Source organism: Chloroflexus sp., assembly GCF_034434295.1.
Classification (GTDB): domain Bacteria; phylum Chloroflexota; class Chloroflexia; order Chloroflexales; family Chloroflexaceae; genus Chloroflexus.
Genome location: NZ_DAOTZQ010000052.1, coordinates 1 through 17,174, shown reverse-complemented (window position 1 = coordinate 17,174; position 17,174 = coordinate 1). Strand labels below are relative to the sequence as shown.

Annotated in this window: 11 protein-coding genes; 9 read left to right on the top strand and 2 right to left on the bottom strand. The window is 61.2% G+C overall.

What is annotated here, in order from left to right; genetic code table 11:
• The first annotated feature begins 7 nt into the window (after positions 1-7).
• The 4 genes from typA (at position 8) to VAE57_RS08010 (ending at position 6,463) form a co-directional block, all read left to right on the top strand.
• On the top strand, positions 8-1,849 hold the full coding sequence (gene typA / locus VAE57_RS08025) for a translational GTPase TypA (RefSeq protein WP_322821362.1): 1,842 nt from the start codon (positions 8-10) through the stop codon (positions 1,847-1,849).
• Positions 1,850-2,172: 323 nt separating this feature from the next.
• A complete protein-coding gene (locus VAE57_RS08020; RefSeq protein WP_322821361.1) occupies positions 2,173-3,114 on the top strand; it encodes a sigma-70 family RNA polymerase sigma factor in 942 nt (313 codons plus the stop codon).
• Positions 3,115-3,899: 785 nt separating this feature from the next.
• Entirely contained in the window at positions 3,900-4,181 is a 282-nt protein-coding gene (locus VAE57_RS08015; RefSeq protein ID WP_322821360.1) for a hypothetical protein, read from the top strand.
• Positions 4,151-6,463, top strand: coding sequence for a CHAT domain-containing protein (locus VAE57_RS08010; RefSeq protein WP_322821359.1), 2,313 nt, complete (start codon positions 4,151-4,153; stop codon positions 6,461-6,463). The genes VAE57_RS08015 and VAE57_RS08010 overlap by 31 nt, the downstream gene beginning before the upstream one ends.
• On the opposite strand, the gene VAE57_RS08005 is transcribed toward VAE57_RS08010, so the two are convergent.
• On the bottom strand, positions 6,375-7,517 hold the full coding sequence (locus VAE57_RS08005; protein ID WP_322821358.1) for a transposase: 1,143 nt from the start codon (positions 7,515-7,517) through the stop codon (positions 6,375-6,377). The two genes, VAE57_RS08010 and VAE57_RS08005, sit on opposite strands and share 89 nt — an antisense overlap.
• Before the next feature lie 460 nt (positions 7,518-7,977).
• On the opposite strand from VAE57_RS08005, the gene VAE57_RS08000 reads away from it, so the two are divergent.
• The gene (locus VAE57_RS08000) at positions 7,978-8,241 is read left to right on the top strand and encodes a tetratricopeptide repeat protein (RefSeq protein WP_322821357.1); all 264 of its coding nucleotides are present in this window, start codon (positions 7,978-7,980) and stop codon (positions 8,239-8,241) included.
• A gap of 268 nt (positions 8,242-8,509) precedes the next feature.
• Here VAE57_RS08000 and VAE57_RS07995 read toward each other — a convergent pair whose 3' ends face one another.
• Positions 8,510-8,959, bottom strand: a complete 450-nt coding sequence (locus VAE57_RS07995) for a PaaI family thioesterase (protein WP_322821356.1) — start codon at positions 8,957-8,959, stop codon at positions 8,510-8,512.
• Positions 8,960-9,845: 886 nt separating this feature from the next.
• Here VAE57_RS07995 and VAE57_RS07990 point away from each other — a divergent pair.
• The 4 genes from VAE57_RS07990 to VAE57_RS07975 form a co-directional block, all read left to right on the top strand.
• Entirely contained in the window at positions 9,846-10,910 is a 1,065-nt protein-coding gene (locus VAE57_RS07990) for an NADH:flavin oxidoreductase/NADH oxidase (protein WP_322821355.1), read from the top strand.
• Between the two features lie 21 nt (positions 10,911-10,931).
• Positions 10,932-13,805: a helicase-related protein gene (locus VAE57_RS07985; protein WP_322821354.1), complete on the top strand. Its 2,874-nt coding sequence runs from the start codon at positions 10,932-10,934 to the stop codon at positions 13,803-13,805.
• A 21-nt stretch (positions 13,806-13,826) separates the two neighbouring features.
• Positions 13,827-16,919: an Eco57I restriction-modification methylase domain-containing protein gene (locus VAE57_RS07980; RefSeq protein ID WP_322821353.1), complete on the top strand. Its 3,093-nt coding sequence runs from the start codon at positions 13,827-13,829 to the stop codon at positions 16,917-16,919.
• Positions 16,916-17,174 (top strand): hypothetical protein (locus tag VAE57_RS07975; RefSeq protein WP_322821352.1); only part of this gene is annotated, 259 nt, incomplete at its 3' end. The genes VAE57_RS07980 and VAE57_RS07975, both read left to right, overlap by 4 nt.

The following is a 17,174-nucleotide window of genomic DNA, read 5'->3' as shown; positions in this document are numbered from 1 at the left end:
AACAGGTATGATCCAGCGAACTGATTTACGGAATATCGCGATTATTGCGCACGTTGACCACGGCAAGACCACCCTGGTCGATGCGATGTTAAAGCAGAGCCGAATCTTCCGCCAGAACCAGCAGGTGGAAGAGCGGGTGCTTGACAGCAATGCGCTTGAACGCGAACGAGGTATCACCATTCTGGCGAAGAACACTGCGGTGAACTACCGCGGCGTGAAGATCAACATCGTCGACACACCCGGCCACGCCGACTTCGGCGGCGAGGTGGAACGGGTAATGAATATGGTTGACGGCGTGCTCCTGCTGGTCGACGCGGTCGATGGCCCAATGCCGCAAACCAAGTTTGTGCTGCGCAAAGCGTTGCAGGCCGGCCACCAGGCCATTGTTGTTGTTAACAAGATTGATCGGCCCCAGGCCCGCCCCAACCACGTCGTCAACGAGACGTTCGATCTCTTCGTCGATCTCGGCGCCACCGACGAACAGGCCGAATTTGCCACCATCTACACCAACGCCCTCCTCGGTCACGCCGGTCGTTCGCCGCTCAAGCTACACGACTCGCTGGAACCGCTCTTCGAGTGCATTCTCGACCGCATCCCACCACCGACGGTTGACGTTGAAGGGCCGGTACAGTTTCTCGTCACCACCAGCAGCTACGACGAATACAAGGGCAAGATTCTGACCGGACGGCTGGTGCGAGGGACGATCCGCAAAGGCCAGCCACTCGTGCGGATTGCTCGCGATGGCTCCATCTCGCCGGTCAAGGTCAGCCAGATTTTCGTCTATAACGGCCTTGAGCGCCAGGAAGTGGAACAGGCCGAGGCCGGCGACATCATCGCCATTGCTGGGATCAGCGATGCGGCTATCGGCGACACCATTGCCGATGCCCTGGCCCCCGAAGCCCTCCCGCCGATCAAAGTCGAAGAGCCGACCGTGCGCATGACCTTCGGCGTCAACACCAGCCCCTTCGCCGGACGCGAAGGTACTTACGTAACCTCGCGCAAGCTGCGCGAGCGCCTCTTCCAGGAGATGGAGCGCGATGTAGCGCTGCGCGTTGAGGAGACTGACAGTCCCGATGTCTTTATTGTCGCCGGACGGGGTGAGTTGCATCTTGGCATCTTGATCGAGACCATGCGCCGCGAGGGTTACGAATTTCAGGTCTCGAAACCCGAAGTGATCTTCCGCGAAGCACCGGATGGAACCCGCCTCGAACCGATGGAGCTGGTCGAGATTGAAGTGGCAAGTGACTATCAGGGGGTGGTGGTCGAACTGCTCGGCAAACGCCAGGGACAGATGCGCGATATGCGGATTTTAGAAGATGGTTCTGTGCATTATGTCTATCTCGTACCGACCCGTGGCCTGCTCGGTTTTCGTCAGCTCTTCCTGACGGCGACGCGCGGCGCCGGCATTATGCACAGCATCTTCTTCGGTTACGAACCGTATGCCGGCGAGATCGAAATGCGCACCAACGGCAGCCTGATCGCCGCAGAGAGCGGTGTCGCCACCACCTACGCCATCCATGCCCTACAAGATCGCGGCGTCTTCTTCATCACACCCGGTCAAGAGGTGTACGAGGGCATGGTCGTCGGGCAACACATCCGCGACAACGACCTGGAAGTCAACGTCTGCAAGGAGAAGCATCTCACCAACATGCGCAACAACCGTGGTGCCGAAACGATCCGGCTTGATGCGCCGCGCCAGCTCTCGCTCGACGATGCCATCGAGTACATCAGCGACGATGAGCTGGTCGAGGTGACGCCCAAAGGCTGGCGGATTCGCAAACGCCTGCTCAGCTCCGATGATCGGCGGCGCGAGAAGAAGCGGCGTGAACTGGCACTCAGCGAACGCTAAAACACTCATCCTTTTCTCATTTTTCTTTAACCTTCTCTTTATGCTGCCCGTTGATACTATTGAGCGACGGGCAGCGTGCACTTGCATTGCAATTGATTGATTGTACCCGTTCCCGGCAACCATCCCTCGCACTGCACGCCTCGTCACTTGCACCTGACATACAACCGACGGCGCCTGAGCATGCGTGACCGCGCTACGCCGTCACCCCGTAGACACCTTCGGGCCGTGGGGAACCACCGAGGCACCTGATGACGTCTCATACGTACCACTCACGGTTCACATGACAAACATCGGCAGTATTCACCGATGTTTAAGGAGGTAGAATGAGAAACCCTACCACGATTGGCCGCAGTGCATCTGACCCAATAGTGCTCTACCTGAACGAGATTGGTGCCGAGCCGTTGTTGACCTTTGAGCAGGAACAGCACCTGGCCCACACCCTGAGCCAGGGTCGGCGAGCGGCCGAACGTTTGCAAAACGAACCGCTGCTTCCGCTGGCAGAAAAACAACGGCTCATGGCCCAGGTCAATGCCGGGGAACAGGCCCGTGCCCAACTGATCAACTCAAACCTGCGTCTGGTTGTAAGCATTGCCCGCCGTTATCAGGGTCACGGCCTGAGCCTGCTTGATCTGATTCAGGAGGGGAGTGTTGGCCTGATGCGCGCCGTTGATAAGTTTGACGCCAGTCGTGGGCTGAAGTTTTCCACCTACGCCACGTACTGGATTCGGCAGAGCATTGGACGAGCTATTGCCGACCATAGCCGCACCGTGCGCCTACCCGTTCATCTTGGCGAACGGCTCAGCCGACTTTCGCGTCTACGCCAGGAACTCGCGCAACAACTCGACCGCGAACCAACCCTGGAAGAGCTGGCCCAGGCTGCCGGCCTGAGCGTAGAGCAAGTCGAACGGGCCGAACAGGCTGGTCTGGCACCAACCTCACTCGATGAACCGCATACCGAAGATGGCGGTGGCGCACTGGCCGAGATTCTGACCGATCCGCTTCAGCCCACCCCCTTCGACGAAGTGAGCGAAAGCATGCTGCAAGCCGATGTCCAACACGCTCTGCAACAGCTCTCGCCACGCGAACGCAGCATTCTGCGCCTGCGCTATGGCCTGGACGGTGAGCCGATGCACACTCTTGAACAGATCGGACAACGCCTCCGCCTAACCCGCGAGCGCGTGCGCCAGTTGGAACACGAGGCGCTCCGCAAGCTGCGCGATCCATCCCTGAACCCACAATTGCAGGGTTATGTTAACGAAGAATAATCCCCCAGCGCAGCAATAAACCCGCTATAGGCGCGTCGTCATCCGACGGTGCGCTTTGTTATGTTGAGAGTGGTGATAGCCGTACAAAATCCTTCCATCCGCAGCCGGAAGCGCCCGCCTCCGGCGCACCCAGCCACACCCCTGCACCAACTCACGACAACGAATGCTATCCCGCACAAGACATTCCCGCCGCCAGCGGGGGCGGGTTAGGGTGGGGGCATGTCGCACACAACATCAAGCCAGACAGCACCAAAACAAACCACATAGCCCCAGCGGGGGGGTGTAGCGCACCACCGGACAGCCCCTCTCACATCCAGTGCTACAGCGTTCATCACCCGCGTTCCGCCGACCACCCTCCCCTCTGAGCACGCATGAGCAGAACCAGCGTTGTCGCTCCGCAAACAGCAGGATCACGTTGCAGAAAGGATAGCGTTGCCCGACCGGAGTTCCCGTGGCGCGTCGTGTGGCGTGCGGCAGCGTGGCTGCCGCACCAACCGTGCTTGCGATCCGGTGCGGGGCAGAGCGAATGCCCCGCCGGGCACGGCAACCCAAACACCAGGCATCAACAGCGATGTACACTATCAACGAAGATTCACTGCCTGCAATGACCCCCATGCCATCAAAGAACCTTCCCGCCCTCGATGGTGGGTCAATTGCCATCGCACGTGAGCGATTTCCTTGCTATAATTGACGAGAGCATTCGATACCCTTAACTACCGCCTATAAGCCACGAACTCCGCATTGCAATCGATCTCCCACCCAGCGAGGCCGAGACCCTTGCCCTCGTGTTGCAGCAGGCGGGCTTCACCACCCGCCCGGTGCAGCACCGCGACCTCGACTGGCAGACCATCGTGGTGGTGATCCGCGACCTGGATGAGATCGCCGGCAGTGTCGCCGCGATCATGACCCTCGCCGAGAAGATCAACGCCTACCGTCAATCCAGGCGCGACCAGGGGAAGACGCCGCAGGGCACGCTGCGTCGCGCCGGACAACCGCCGCTCAATCTGGCCCACGCTACCGACCAGGAGGTGCTGGAATGGCTGCTCAAGACACCGCCGCAGGCGTGATGCCGGTGCGGATGTTACTGCTCTTCGCCGCGCCGCTGGTCGTGCGGCACAAAGGCGAGCTGACACCGATTCCCATGCTGCCGGTGCAGCAGGAGATTGAGAGTCTGGCAGAGGTCTGCCGCGACCTGGGTGTGGCGATTGAGATCGAGACCGCCATCGCCACTACCGAACGGCTGGGGCATCTCTTCGCCACCGCCCACCAGCCGTTCGCTGTCCTGCATTTCAGCGGGCACGGTAGCCGCTACCTCGACGGTTCGAGTGTGCTGGCGCTAGAAGATGAGACTGGTGTTCTGCGCGATCTCCACGCAGACGAGTTCCGCCGTCTGATCGGTACTCAGCCGTGCCGGCTGGCCTTCCTTAGCGCCTGCCATTCTGCCGGTCTGGCCGAGGCACTGATCGCCGCCGGTGTCCAGCACGTGATTGCAATCAATGCCGCCGATCCGGTGCTTGATCGCGCTGCTCGTGTCTTCGCCGTCCGTTTCTACGCCGCGCTGTTCGCGGGCCGTCCGGTGAGTGAAGCGTTCGCTGCCGGACGGGCAGCGGTGTTTACCGACGACGAGCTACGTCAGGTGTACGATCCGGAGACGCTCCAGCCCTTGAATGTGCAGGAAGAGGTGAAGTTTCGCCTCTTGCCAGAGGGTGACCCGCGCCACGCGCAACCACTTGTACCGGCACCACCACCCGGCAACCTGGTATTCCGGCGACCGCCATGGCAGCAGACCAACCTCAGCCCGGAGAGCGCCGATCCCTTCGTTGGCCGCAGCCGTGAACTGCACATCATTGCTCAGGCGCTGCGCGACAATCGCTGCGTGGCGATCCACGGCATGGGTGGTATGGGCAAGACCGCTCTGGCCGAGGCAGCGGCCCGCTGGCAACACGAACGCGCCCGCTGGCGGGACGGCGTCTGGCTGGTTGCGCTGCGAAACGTGAACAGCGCTTATGAGGCGCGCAGCCGGATTGCGCTCGAATTGAGGTTAGACTCCAGGAATGCCGAAAGTAATACCACCCTGGACAGAGCACTGGCCGACCGCCAGAGTCTGCTCGTCCTCGACGACCTCGACGCGCTGCTGCTCCACGACCGCCAGGGCCTGATCGACCTGCTGCGGGCGCTGCTCGGCACCCGTTCCCTGCGCCTGATCACCACAGCGCGGATCGCTCTGCCGGGACAGGTGCATCATCAGGCGGTCGAACTGACCCGGTTTACGGCGGAAGAAGCCAAAACCGCATTCTACACCTACGCGCCACCCCTGACAGCGTGGGGCACCTGGACTCTGGATGACTGGCGCGACCTGATGCAGTTTCTGGACGGCTATCCCTTCCCGATCCGGCTGGCAGCGACGGCGATGCGCCAGGCCCGCCTCAGCCTGCGCGACCTGCGCCGCCGGTTGCAGGCCAATCCCCAGGGCACCTTGCGTTATCCGGGGGATGACGAGGATCGCGAGACCAGTCTGGCTGCCACCCTCGATCTCTCGTACACCATCCTCCCTGCCGATGCCCAACGCACCTTTATGTTTCTGGCGCTCTTCCCGGCCGGATTGACGCGCAATGCCGCCCAGGCCATCCTCCACCTGGCCGACGAGACGCTGGAGACCGTTGTGCGCTACGGCATGGCCGAATGGCGCGGTCACCCCGACTACACCCAGTGTGCCTTACCGGAACCGGCCCGGCGCTACGCCGAAGCCCGACTCGCGCAGCACATCCCGGACGCATTTGCGACATACGCCCCTGCTGCCCTGGCATACTTCGCCGACCTGATCGAGGTTACTGACGAAGCAATAATCGGGAACGAACGCACCGCGATCACCATCCTGACCCTCGAACAACCCAATCTGACCCGCTACCTGGACTGGGGCTACGACCACGACACGGACAGCAACGGGGTCAACCGTGCAGTGCGGGCCACGGCCCGGCTGGGGCACTACTGGATGCTCAGAGATGAACGAGGCCGGCCAGAGGTTCTGGCGCGTCTGGAACGCGCCCTGGCCGCCGCCCGCCGCAGCAACGACCGCCTCGGCGAAGCCAACACGCTCCAGGCCATCGGCGACGTGCAGCAGTTTCAGGACGACCGCGACGCGGCCCTGCGCAGCTATGAGGCGGCGCTGACCCTCTACCGCGCCCTCGGCGCCCGCCTCGGCGAAGCCAACACGCTCCAGGCCATCGGCGACGTGCAGCAGTTCCCTGACATTCCCGCCTCTACTGAGTACGAGATTCTCGGTTCTTCGGCTCACCCAGCGGTAGAGCCTCCCCGAAGGCGGTGCCCCCGCCCTTCTGCAAAATATTAAGTGCGGCATTCTGATCGCGGTGCATCTCACAGCCGCAGTAGGGACAGGAATGCCAGCGAGTGGCAAGCCGTTTAGGAACATATTCGCCACACTGAGAACAGTTTTGCGATGTCCCACCGGGGTTTACTTCTACGACGATACGCCCGGCACTCTCAGCCTTGGCGCGAAGAATCTTCAGAAATAATCCCCATCCGGCATCAACAATTGATTTGGCAAGAGGATGATTGCGCAGCATCCCCTGAATATTCAGCCTCTCGGTGACAATACGATCATACTCATTCACTAATGCACGAGCTGTTTTATGGGTAAAATCAAGACGCGCTCGTTTAACCTTGAGGTAAGCTCTGGACAATAGATCACGCGCTTTCCGATAACGGTTACTGCCTCTCATCCGTCGGGAGAGACGACGGTGTGCCTTTTTTAACTTTCGTTCGGCAACACGATAAAATCTTGGATTGGGAATTTGCTTCCCATTCGACAGAGTGGCGAACGACTCCAGGCCAACATCAATTCCGACAGCCTTCCCAGTAGGCGGAAGAGGTAACGGATCAGTTTGACAAACCACGTGGGCATACCAACCATCGGCTTTACGTACAATGGTGCACTGTTTCGGCGTTCCGGCAAGTGGGCGATCATTGTGCAATCGGATAGCACCAATCTTGGAGAGTATCAGTCGTCTTCCCTCCAACTTGACACCATTGCCCCATTGCGGATACGTGAAACTGTCGTACCAGCCTCTACCTTTAAATCTAGGATAGCCCGGCTTCTTCCCGGCTTTAACTCGCCGGAAAAATGCTCGAAATGCACAGTCCACACGACGCAGCGTATTGCTCAGTACTTGTGAATGGACATGTTGCAACGCAAGCCATTGCTGCTTCAAAGTGGGCAGCTTGGCCGACTGGTGAGCGAAACTTATCGACTTACCATCCTCTAACCATGCTCTCTTTCGTTCGGCAAGTGCATGATTGTACAGACAGCGACAAATTTCTAACGTCTCACTTAGACGTGCCAATTGAATAGGTGTTGGACGCAGTTTGTAAATAAACGTTTTCAATTGCACACCTGTTGTCTTTCTTCTAATAAACATGTTACATCAACTTAGTATTATTTTCTCTTATTTCAAAGACGACCAACACTAAATTACGCTACAACATGCATCACGAATAACCAGATGAGGCTGCAAGAACTTTCCACAGTTCTCCCAACACTACTAATTTATCTCTTCACACGTCTCGTGATATTGTCTGTAGACACCTACACACGTGAGAAGAGTCTATATTTAAACGCTGTGACTTGACTCACATGATATCTAAACAAAACATGTCTTGGCAAAACCGTTATTTTGTAGCAAGAGAATACCACAAAATGCGAAATTTATCAAGAGCTATTCTTACCTTGTAGCAGTATGCACTGTAGCGTCTCATTCAATACCACCATCTCCAAAAGTTATACATCCCTTCCGTCCCTACCGCGCCCTCGGCGCCCGCCTCGACGAAGCCAACACGCTGGCTGCGTTGAGCCGTCTGCACCTCGATACCGACCCGACAACGTCCCAACAGTTGCTCGAACAGGCACTGACGCTGCGACGAATGATTAATGACCGGTACAGCGAAGGCGCTGATCTCGGCAACTACGGCATTGCCCTTCTGCAACGCGGGCGCAATGCGCAAGCCTTGCCCTACCTGCAACGGGCGCGGGCGGTGTTTGCGGTGCTTGAGATGACACACCTGGTTGAGATGATGGATCGGTTGATTGCGCAGGCGTCGGCTGGTGGGTAGGTGATGACTGGTGAGTGGAGGTTGTGGAGGCACGGGCTGGAGTATGGGGTAGTACGGTAGGTAGCATCAGGCAACCGGTCTTACTACGCACCGGCTGAACAGCAAACACACATTTGCCGCGACCTGTGCGTGTCGTGTGGCGTGCTCCAGCCACGCTGCCGCACCAACCGTGCTCGCGAACCGGCGCGGGGCGGAGCGGGTTCCCTGCCGGTCACGGGATACTGTATGCGCTCATCACGATTACGAGGTCTGTCAATCATTATAGCTGCTAGCGCTCAGGCATCTCTGTCACAGCCATCATCGTCGCCTGCATCAGGGCAATCGGAATGCGCCGTTCACCATCGACGGTAAACGCCTCGCCGGTGCAGACGGTCACTGTTTTGCCGGCACGCATCACGCGCCCCACCGCCAGAAAGCGCTGACCACGGGCCGGGCTGAGAAAGTTGACTTTGAATTCCACGGTCAGCACTTCCCATCCGACGGGCATCAATGTCAGTGCTGCATAGCCACAGGCGCTATCCAGAATGCTGGCGATCGCACCGCCGTGGATGTAGCCATGCTGCTGGCTGTAGGTCGGATCGGCAGGCATAGTGATTGCCACTTCACCGGGTTTGAGGTGTTCAATCACGGCATGCAGCGCCTGCATCAGCCCCTGACGGGCAAAACTGGCCCGGACACGCGGTTCCCAATCGGGGTTTTGGGGATGGAAGGTATGCATGGCTGTCTCGACTGCATTGCATCGGCTATGGTTCATCGGGAAACGATGGCTGTATTATACGGTATCTACTGCATGTGGTGAACGGCGTTATCAAGCGAACGGGTTGGGGATAGCCGGGGGAGAACGCCCTCACCCCCGGCCCCTCTCCCGCTTGCGCGGGCGAGGGGAGCGTTTAGATGTATTGGGGCGTCCTGATAGGACATCTGGCAGCATAGGCCATGACCGCCACCTCTTTCCCTGCTGCACGTGAACGATGCACCGCTAGACGCCGGGTAGGAGCGACGCATGTGTCGCCCCTACAACGCCGACGACTGGTCACAAGCAACTTGTCAGTGGCACATCCGGTAACGCTTCTACACGAGGATGACACCCGCACCATACACCTTGTTAAGCACGATTCGGTATGCGACGGTAGCCTGCCTGTGTCGCATCCAATCCGTCTGTCTTTGCAGGGCGTGGAGAGAACACCCCCACCCCAGCCCGCCCCCGCTGGGGGCGGGAGCCATCGGCGCAGGCAGGTGGTGAGCGCACCGGAGGTGCACGCTCCCAGGGGGGCGATAGGCTGCTTTCCGCTGTCCTGTTTGCTGTCCTGGTAGCACCCCCACCCCAGCCCGCCCCCGCTGGGGGCGGGAGTTTGCCTCCCCCCAGCGGGGAATCACCTTACCATTCCTCCCCCCAGCGGGGGGAGGCCAGGAGGGGGGCCGGGATTGCGGTGACCGGCAACCCTTACCGAGCACGCCCATCACCACTCCCCCGCTCCTCGCCCGACAAGGGAGAGGAGCGGGGGCTGGGGGGTGTGGTGAGGGGCTTCCCTCCCATTTGCCTGCTCTCCCTGAATACGGGTATACTGGCAAGAGGATAGCTGCCAGTATAGGAAGATGAGACTATGCAACCACATCTCTTTACACCATTGACAATTGGCGCAGTGACGCTGCGTAACCGGATCGGGATGTCGCCGATGTGCCAGTATAGTGCCCATGATGGCTTCCCCGGCGATTGGCATCTGATGCATTTGGGCGTCCGCGCTGCCGGTGGTGTCGGACTGGTGATCTTAGAGGCGACCGCCGTCTCACCAGAGGGCCGCATTTCACCCTTCGATCTGGGTATCTGGAGCGACGATCATGTCGATGCGCTGGCCAGACTGGTTCGTCTGATCGAGAGTCTGGGCGCGGTGCCCGGTATTCAACTGGCGCACGCCGGGCGGAAGGCGAGTATGGGTCGGCCCTGGGAGGGCAGTAAGCTGGTGCCGCCAGAAGCCGGTGGCTGGCCGGTGGTGGGGCCGACGGCCGAACCGTTTGCGCCCGGTTATCCGCAACCGACGCCGCTCGATGCGCAGGGGATTGCGAAGGTGGTGGCCGATTTTGCCGCTGCCACCCGGCGAGCACTCACCGCCGGTTTTCGCTGGGTCGAGATTCACGCCGCGCATGGCTATCTGCTGCACAATTTTCTTTCGCCGCTCGGCAATGACCGCACCGATGCGTATGGAGGTGATTTGCGCGGTCGGGCCCGTCTGCTGCTCGAAGTGACCGATGCTGTGCGCACCGCCTGGCCGGCACAGTTGCCGCTTGCTGTCCGGCTGTCGTGTAGCGATTGGACGCCGGAAGGGTTGACGATTGCCGATACGGTTGAGGTGGCCCGGATGCTGCGCGAACACGGGGTTGATCTGATTGACTGTAGTTCCGGTGGGATTGCTCCCGGTATCAGTATCCCGGTCGGTGAGGGGTATCAGGTGCCGTTTGCCGCACAGATACGCCGTGAAGCGCAGATCGCGACTGCTGCAGTGGGGATGATTACCCGCCCTGAACACGCCGATGCGATTGTGCGGAATGGCGAGGCCGATCTGGTGCTGTTGGGGCGTGAGCTGTTGCGCGATCCGCACTGGCCGCTCCGCGCTGCCCGTGCGCTGGGCCACGACCTCGCTCCACCTCCGCAATACCTGCGCGCCTGGTAAGCTGTCCGAGGAGGCTCATCCATGCCGACGCCCGGTTCGATTGTCCGTTGTCGCGAACGCGATTGGGTGCTCTTGCCCGGTAGCGATGATGACCGCATCCTGCTGCGGCCACTGACCGGACGGAGCGATGAGGTGGTGGCGATCTCGCGGGTGTTGAGCGAGGTGCTGGCCTATGATCTACCGACCGAACGGGTGCGTGAGGCGCAGTTTCCGCTGCCGACCGCCGCCGAGGTGCAGGATGCGCAGGCGACCAGGCTGCTCTGGCTGGCGGCACGTATGGCCTTGCGCGACGGCGCCACGCCGCTGCGCTCGCCGGGACGGATTTCGATCCGTCCCCGTCTGTACCAGTTTGTGCCCTTGCTGATGGCCCTGCGCCTTCAGCCGGTGCGCATGCTGATCGCTGATGATGTTGGGGTGGGAAAGACGATTGAGGCACTGTTGATCGCTCGTGAATTGTGGGATCGGGGTGAGATTCGCCGCCTGGCCGTGCTTTGCCCGCCCTACCTCTGCGACCAGTGGCAGCAGGAGTTGCAGCAGAAGTTTCACCTCGACGCGGTAGTCATCCGTCCCGGTACTATTGCTCAGCTCGAACGCCAGACCCCCGCCGGTCGGGATATGTATGAGCATTTTCCGGTTCAGGTGATCAGTATTGATTGGGTGAAGACGGCCCGCAATCGCACCCGCTTTCTGCTGTTCTGCCCGGAGCTGGTGATTGTCGATGAGGCGCACGGGGTGGCGCCAGCAGCGGAAACCGCTGGGCAGTTGCGGCACGATCTGGTGCGCGAGCTTGCGGCCAGGGCTGACCGCCATCTCATCTTGCTGACGGCCACCCCCCACAGTGGCGCCCCAACCACATTTCGCACCCTGATTGGGTTGCTCGATCCAGCCTTCGCAGAGTGGGATGTCAGCAACCTCAACGAAGCGCAACGGGCACGCCTTGCGCACCATTTTGTCCAGCGTACCCGCGCCGACATCGAGCAGGGATGGGCCGATGGCCTGCCTGGTTTTCCCCAACGCGAGTTGCGCGATGAGCACTATACGCTTACACCCGCCTACTACGATCTGTTTCGCGATGTCTATACCTTCTGCACCGGTCTGGTCAGGAGCGGCGATGGCCTGCGCGAACCACAACGCCGTGTCCGCTATTGGGCGGCACTCTCACTGTTGCGCTGTGTGATGTCCAGTCCGGCAGCGGCAGTGATGGCATTGCGGAAGCGGGCCACCCGCCTGTACGCTGACGACGATGAACCGCTCGATGATGCGCTGTGGCAGGGGATTGTCTTTGAGACGGAGGTGGCGGAACCGGATGATGAGCCGCCAACGGCGGTGATTGAGCAGGCCGAGACCACCTTCAACGAGAGTGAACAACGCCGCCTGGCCGCGTTTGCCGCCCGCGCCGAACAGATTGCCCGTCAGGGGCAGGACGCCAAACTGCACGGAGTGATCGATCTGACGCGCCGCCTGATCGACGATGGCTTTTCGCCGATTATCTGGTGTCGTTATGTGGCCACGGCTGACTATGTGGCGCAGGCGTTGCGGCAACAGCTTACCGACGGCCACGTCACCCTGGTCACCGGTCGGATGGGGGAAGAGGAGCGACGGGCGGTGATTGCAGCGGCTCCGCTCGACCGACCACGGGTGCTGGTCGCCACCGATTGTATTTCAGAGGGGATCAACCTGCACGAGCGATACAATGCCGCGATCCACTACGATCTGCCATGGAATCCGAACCGTCTGGAGCAGCGCGAAGGGCGGGTTGATCGCTACGGCCAGCAGGCGCCCAAAGTGGTGACGGTTCGCTACTACGGCCTTAACAACGAGGTTGATGGTGTCGTGATTGATGTCTTGTTGCGCAAGGCGCGCGAAATTCGCCGTGCCCTCGGTGCCCACGTGCCGGTTCCTTCCGAGAGTGTGGTTGAAGCGCTGACCCAGGCCCTGTTCTTGCGCCGTAGCCCGAACGCGCAACAGTTGACACTTGATCTGGTGGCACCGGCAACCCAGGACTTTCACCGACGCTGGGATGAGGCCGCCGAACGGGAGCGGCGGACGCGCACCCGCTTTGCCCAGCATGCCTTGAAGCTGGCCGATGTGCAGCCCATTCTGGACGCTACCGACCGCGTGCTCGGCAAGCCGGCTGAGGTGCGTGATTTTGTGGTCACGGCGGCCAGCCGGCTCGATCTGCGGTTACGCCCGCATCCGCGCCAGCCCGATGTGCTGCTCGTGGAAGCCGGACCCTATACGCCGGCAGCAGTGCGTGACGCCTTGCCCCGTCAGACCGACCCATGGGCCATCAGTTTCGTCTCGCCCACCCCACCCGGCGCTGAGTACGTCGGGCGTAATCACCGACTGGTCAGCACCCTGAGCAGTTACCTGTTTGAAGCTGCTCTTGCCCAGAGCCGGCGTGGCGACGGCACCCCAGCCGTGGTGGCGCGGGTAGGCGTGATTCGCACGACAGCAGTGAATCGGCTGACCGTCTTACTCCTCACCCGCTCGCGCTACCTGGTAACGCTGCCCGCACAGCAGCGCCCGCTGCTGGCCGAAGAGGCACTGGTCAGCGGGTTTGTCTTTGCCAGCGGTACAGAGCGGCACTGGCTGCCTGCCGACGAGGCGCTGCACCTGTTGACGACGGCCCAACCCGCTGCGAATCTACCATCGGACGAAAAGCGGGAACTGGCCGAGCTGGTGCTGAACGACCTCGGTCAAGTGACCCGTGACCGCCCAATCTGGCAGGAGCTGCACCGGCAAATCGAGCGGCGGGCTGCCGATCTCAAGCAAGCCTACCGCGATGTCCGACGGGTGATGCAGGAACAAGTGCGGGGGGTGGCGGTTGAGCCGATCTTTCCCCCTGATCTGATCGGTCTGCTGGTGTTGCAGCCAATGGTGCGAAGCCGCTGATCTGAAGCTAAAGAGATGGCGATGACATCCGCGATTCGGATTGAAGGTGGGCTGTTTTCGCCCGACCTGCTTGAACAACTCGACCGCAATGACCTGCCCGGTCAGCGGGCCGCCGATTTCGGCCTGAGCGGAACCCTCTCTGATGAGGTGGCTGCCGTGTTTGCCGCTGCCCGGGCACAGTGGGAGTTGTTTCAACAGCAGGTGCAGCGCCTCGGTGATCACGCTTCATCCGGGCAGATCACCCGCATCACCCGCAATCAGTGGCACGTTCCGTTCTTCAGCTTGCTCGGCTATGATGTGCAACGAAATGATACTTCGTATCAGGCAGGTACACTCTCGTTTCCGATCTCGCATCGGGCTGCCCCAGCCGCCGAATCCCCGCCCATGCATCTCGTCGCGGTTGACCAACCGTTAGGCACCATCGATCCAAACAGCCGTCCACGCTGGTCACCCCACACGCTGATGCAGCAATACCTCAATCAGAGCGATGCGCTCTGGGGGATCGTTGCCAACGGCAGCGTGGTTCGTCTGCTGCGCAAGGCAACCCTGACGAGCCGGCAGTCGTACCTCGAAGTTGATTTCGGCATGATCTTTGCCGATCACCGCTTCGACGACTTTGTGCGTGCCTATCGGTTGTTGCATCGCTCTCGGTTGCCGCAGGGGTACGACGATGCCGAGCGCTGCTGGCTGGAGGGCTATTACCGTACCGCGCTCGAACAGGGTGGGCGGGTGCGTGAGCGGTTGCGCGAAGGGGTTGAGCAGGCGCTGACGACTCTCGCCAACGGCTTTCTGGCCGACGGCTATCGCCCCACCAATCCGCTTCAGTTCTACGGTGACCTGCTGCGCCTGGTGTATCGGATGCTCTTTCTGCTGGTGGCCGAGAATCGCGGCCTGATGAGTGCCTCTGACCTCTACCGCGATCACTACAGCCTCAGCCGCCTGGTGCGGTTGAGTGCCGAACGCGCTGCCCATACTGACGACTTCGACCTCTGGCACAGCCTGCGAGCGCTCTGGCGGGCACTGCGTGACGAGCGCTTCGCCGCGGCGTTGGGGGTCGCGCCGCTCAATGGTGAGTTGTTTGAACCCTTGCCCCTCGATGAGTGTCGGTTGCGCAACAGCGTGCTCTTGCAAGCGATCTGGCAATTGGGCTGGTACCGGCCAGAAGAGCGCGACCAGCCCCGGCGGGTGAATTACGCCGCGCTCGATACCGAAGAGCTGGGGTCGGTGTACGAGAGTTTGCTCGATTACCACCCGCTGATCAGCAAGGATAGCGAGCCGTGGTCATTTAGCCTGTCGAGTGGTTCGGAACGCAAAACCACCGGTTCCTACTACACCCCACCGCAACTCGTTCACGAACTGGTCGAAAGTGCGTTGCAGCCGGTGCTGGCAACCCGGCTCAAGGCTGCCCGTACCACCGACGCCAAAATTGCCGCACTGCTCAGGCTCAAGGTACTCGATCCGGCGTGCGGTTCCGGTCACTTCCTGCTGGCTGCTGCCCGCTACCTGGGCCGTGAACTGGCCCGCCTGCGCCACAGCGAGAGTGAACCATCGCCCGACGCCGTGCGCCAGAGCGTGCGCGAGGTGATCGGCCACTGCATCTACGGCGTCGACAAAAACCCGCTGGCGGTCGAGCTGGCCCGCGTCGCGTTGTGGATTGAGTCGCACGATGTCGCCCGCCCGCTCACCTTCCTCGACCATCGCATCAAGTGCGGCGACTCGCTGGTGGGGGTGAGCGATCTGAGCGTGATCGGCGCCGGCGTTCCCGACGCCGCCTTTCAACCGCTCTCGACCGATGACAAACAGATCGCTGGCGGTATCCGCAAACGCAACCGCCACGAACAGGCCGGGCAGATCGATCTGGGGTTGTTCGATCAGCAGCTCGACCCCGATCTCGGCTCCCTGGCTCGCTTGATGACCGAGGTTGATGCCATCCCCGACGACTCACCGGCGAATGTGCGCCGCAAGCGTCAGCGCTACGATGAGCGTGCGCACGATCCCAACTTCCAGCGCTGGAAGCAGGCATGCGATCTGTGGACGGCAGCCTTCTTTCAGCAGTTTAGCAAAACCCAGACCACCGACCACATCACCACCAGAGTCGTGCGCGCCGCGCTGACCGGTGAGGAAGTCGTTGATCACAGGCTCAGCGCCGTCGCTGAAACCATCGCTGCCGAACAGCACTTCTTCCACTGGCCGCTGGAGTTCCCCGACGTGTTCGCCCTCCCAGCGGGAGGAGGGCCAGGGGTGAGGGCCGGCGGTTTCGACGTCGTCCTCGGCAACCCGCCGTGGGAGCGCATCAAACTGCAAGAACAGGAATTCTTCGCCAGCCGCGACGCCAGCATCGCCGCTGCGCCCAACGCTGCGGCCCGCAAACGCCTGATCGCCGCCCTGCCGCAGACCAATCCCGACCTCTGGCAGGCGTATCAGCACTCCCTGCACGCTGCCGAGAGTGCCAGCCGCTTCCTGCGCGGGAGTGGCTTCTACCCGCTCACCGGACGCGGCGACATCAACACCTACTCGGTCTTTGCCGAACGTATCCGCACCCTGCTGGCCCCCGGCGGACGGGCCGGCGTCATTCTGCCCACCGGTATCGCCACCGATGCAACCAACCAGCACTTCTTCGCCGAGCTGGTCACGAGCGAGACCCTGGTCAGCCTGTTCGACTTCGAGAACCGGGAAGCCATCTTCCCTCACGTCCATCGTAGTTACAAATTCTGCCTGCTCACCATCCACGGCCAGACCGACGGCGGCGCGAGCAGAGACGAGGACATGCGCTTTGCCTTCTTTGCCACTCGCACCGACCACCTCCGCGACCCGCGCCGGGTCTTCAGCCTGACGAGCACCGACATCACCCGTATCAACCCCAACACGCACACCCTGCCCGTCTTCCGCACCCGCCAGGACGCCGAACTGACCAGAGCGATCTACGAGCGGGTGCCGGTGCTGGTGAGCGAGGGGAATGGGGAGGGGGGAACGTCGACCCCCGACACGCATCCCGCAACCCCTGGGGTGTGCGTTTTTTGGCAATGTTCCATATGTCCAACGACTCCCACCTCTTCTGCACCCGTACCGAGCTGGAGGGGGAGGGCTATCGGCTGGTGGGGAATGTTTTTGTGAAGGGCGTGGGGGACGGGGACATTCCCACTCCCCGCTCCTGCTACCTGCCGCTCTACGAAGCGAAGATGATCTGGCACTACGACCACCGCTTCGGCACCTACGAGGGGGTGAGCGACCGTAGCAGCACGCACCTGCCTACCCCTGACGCTGCCCAACACGCCGACCCGAACTTCGTTGCCCTGCCCTGGTACTGGGTACCCGCCGGCGACGTACAGCAGCGGCTGGGCAACTGGCAACGTGGGTGGTTGTTGGGGT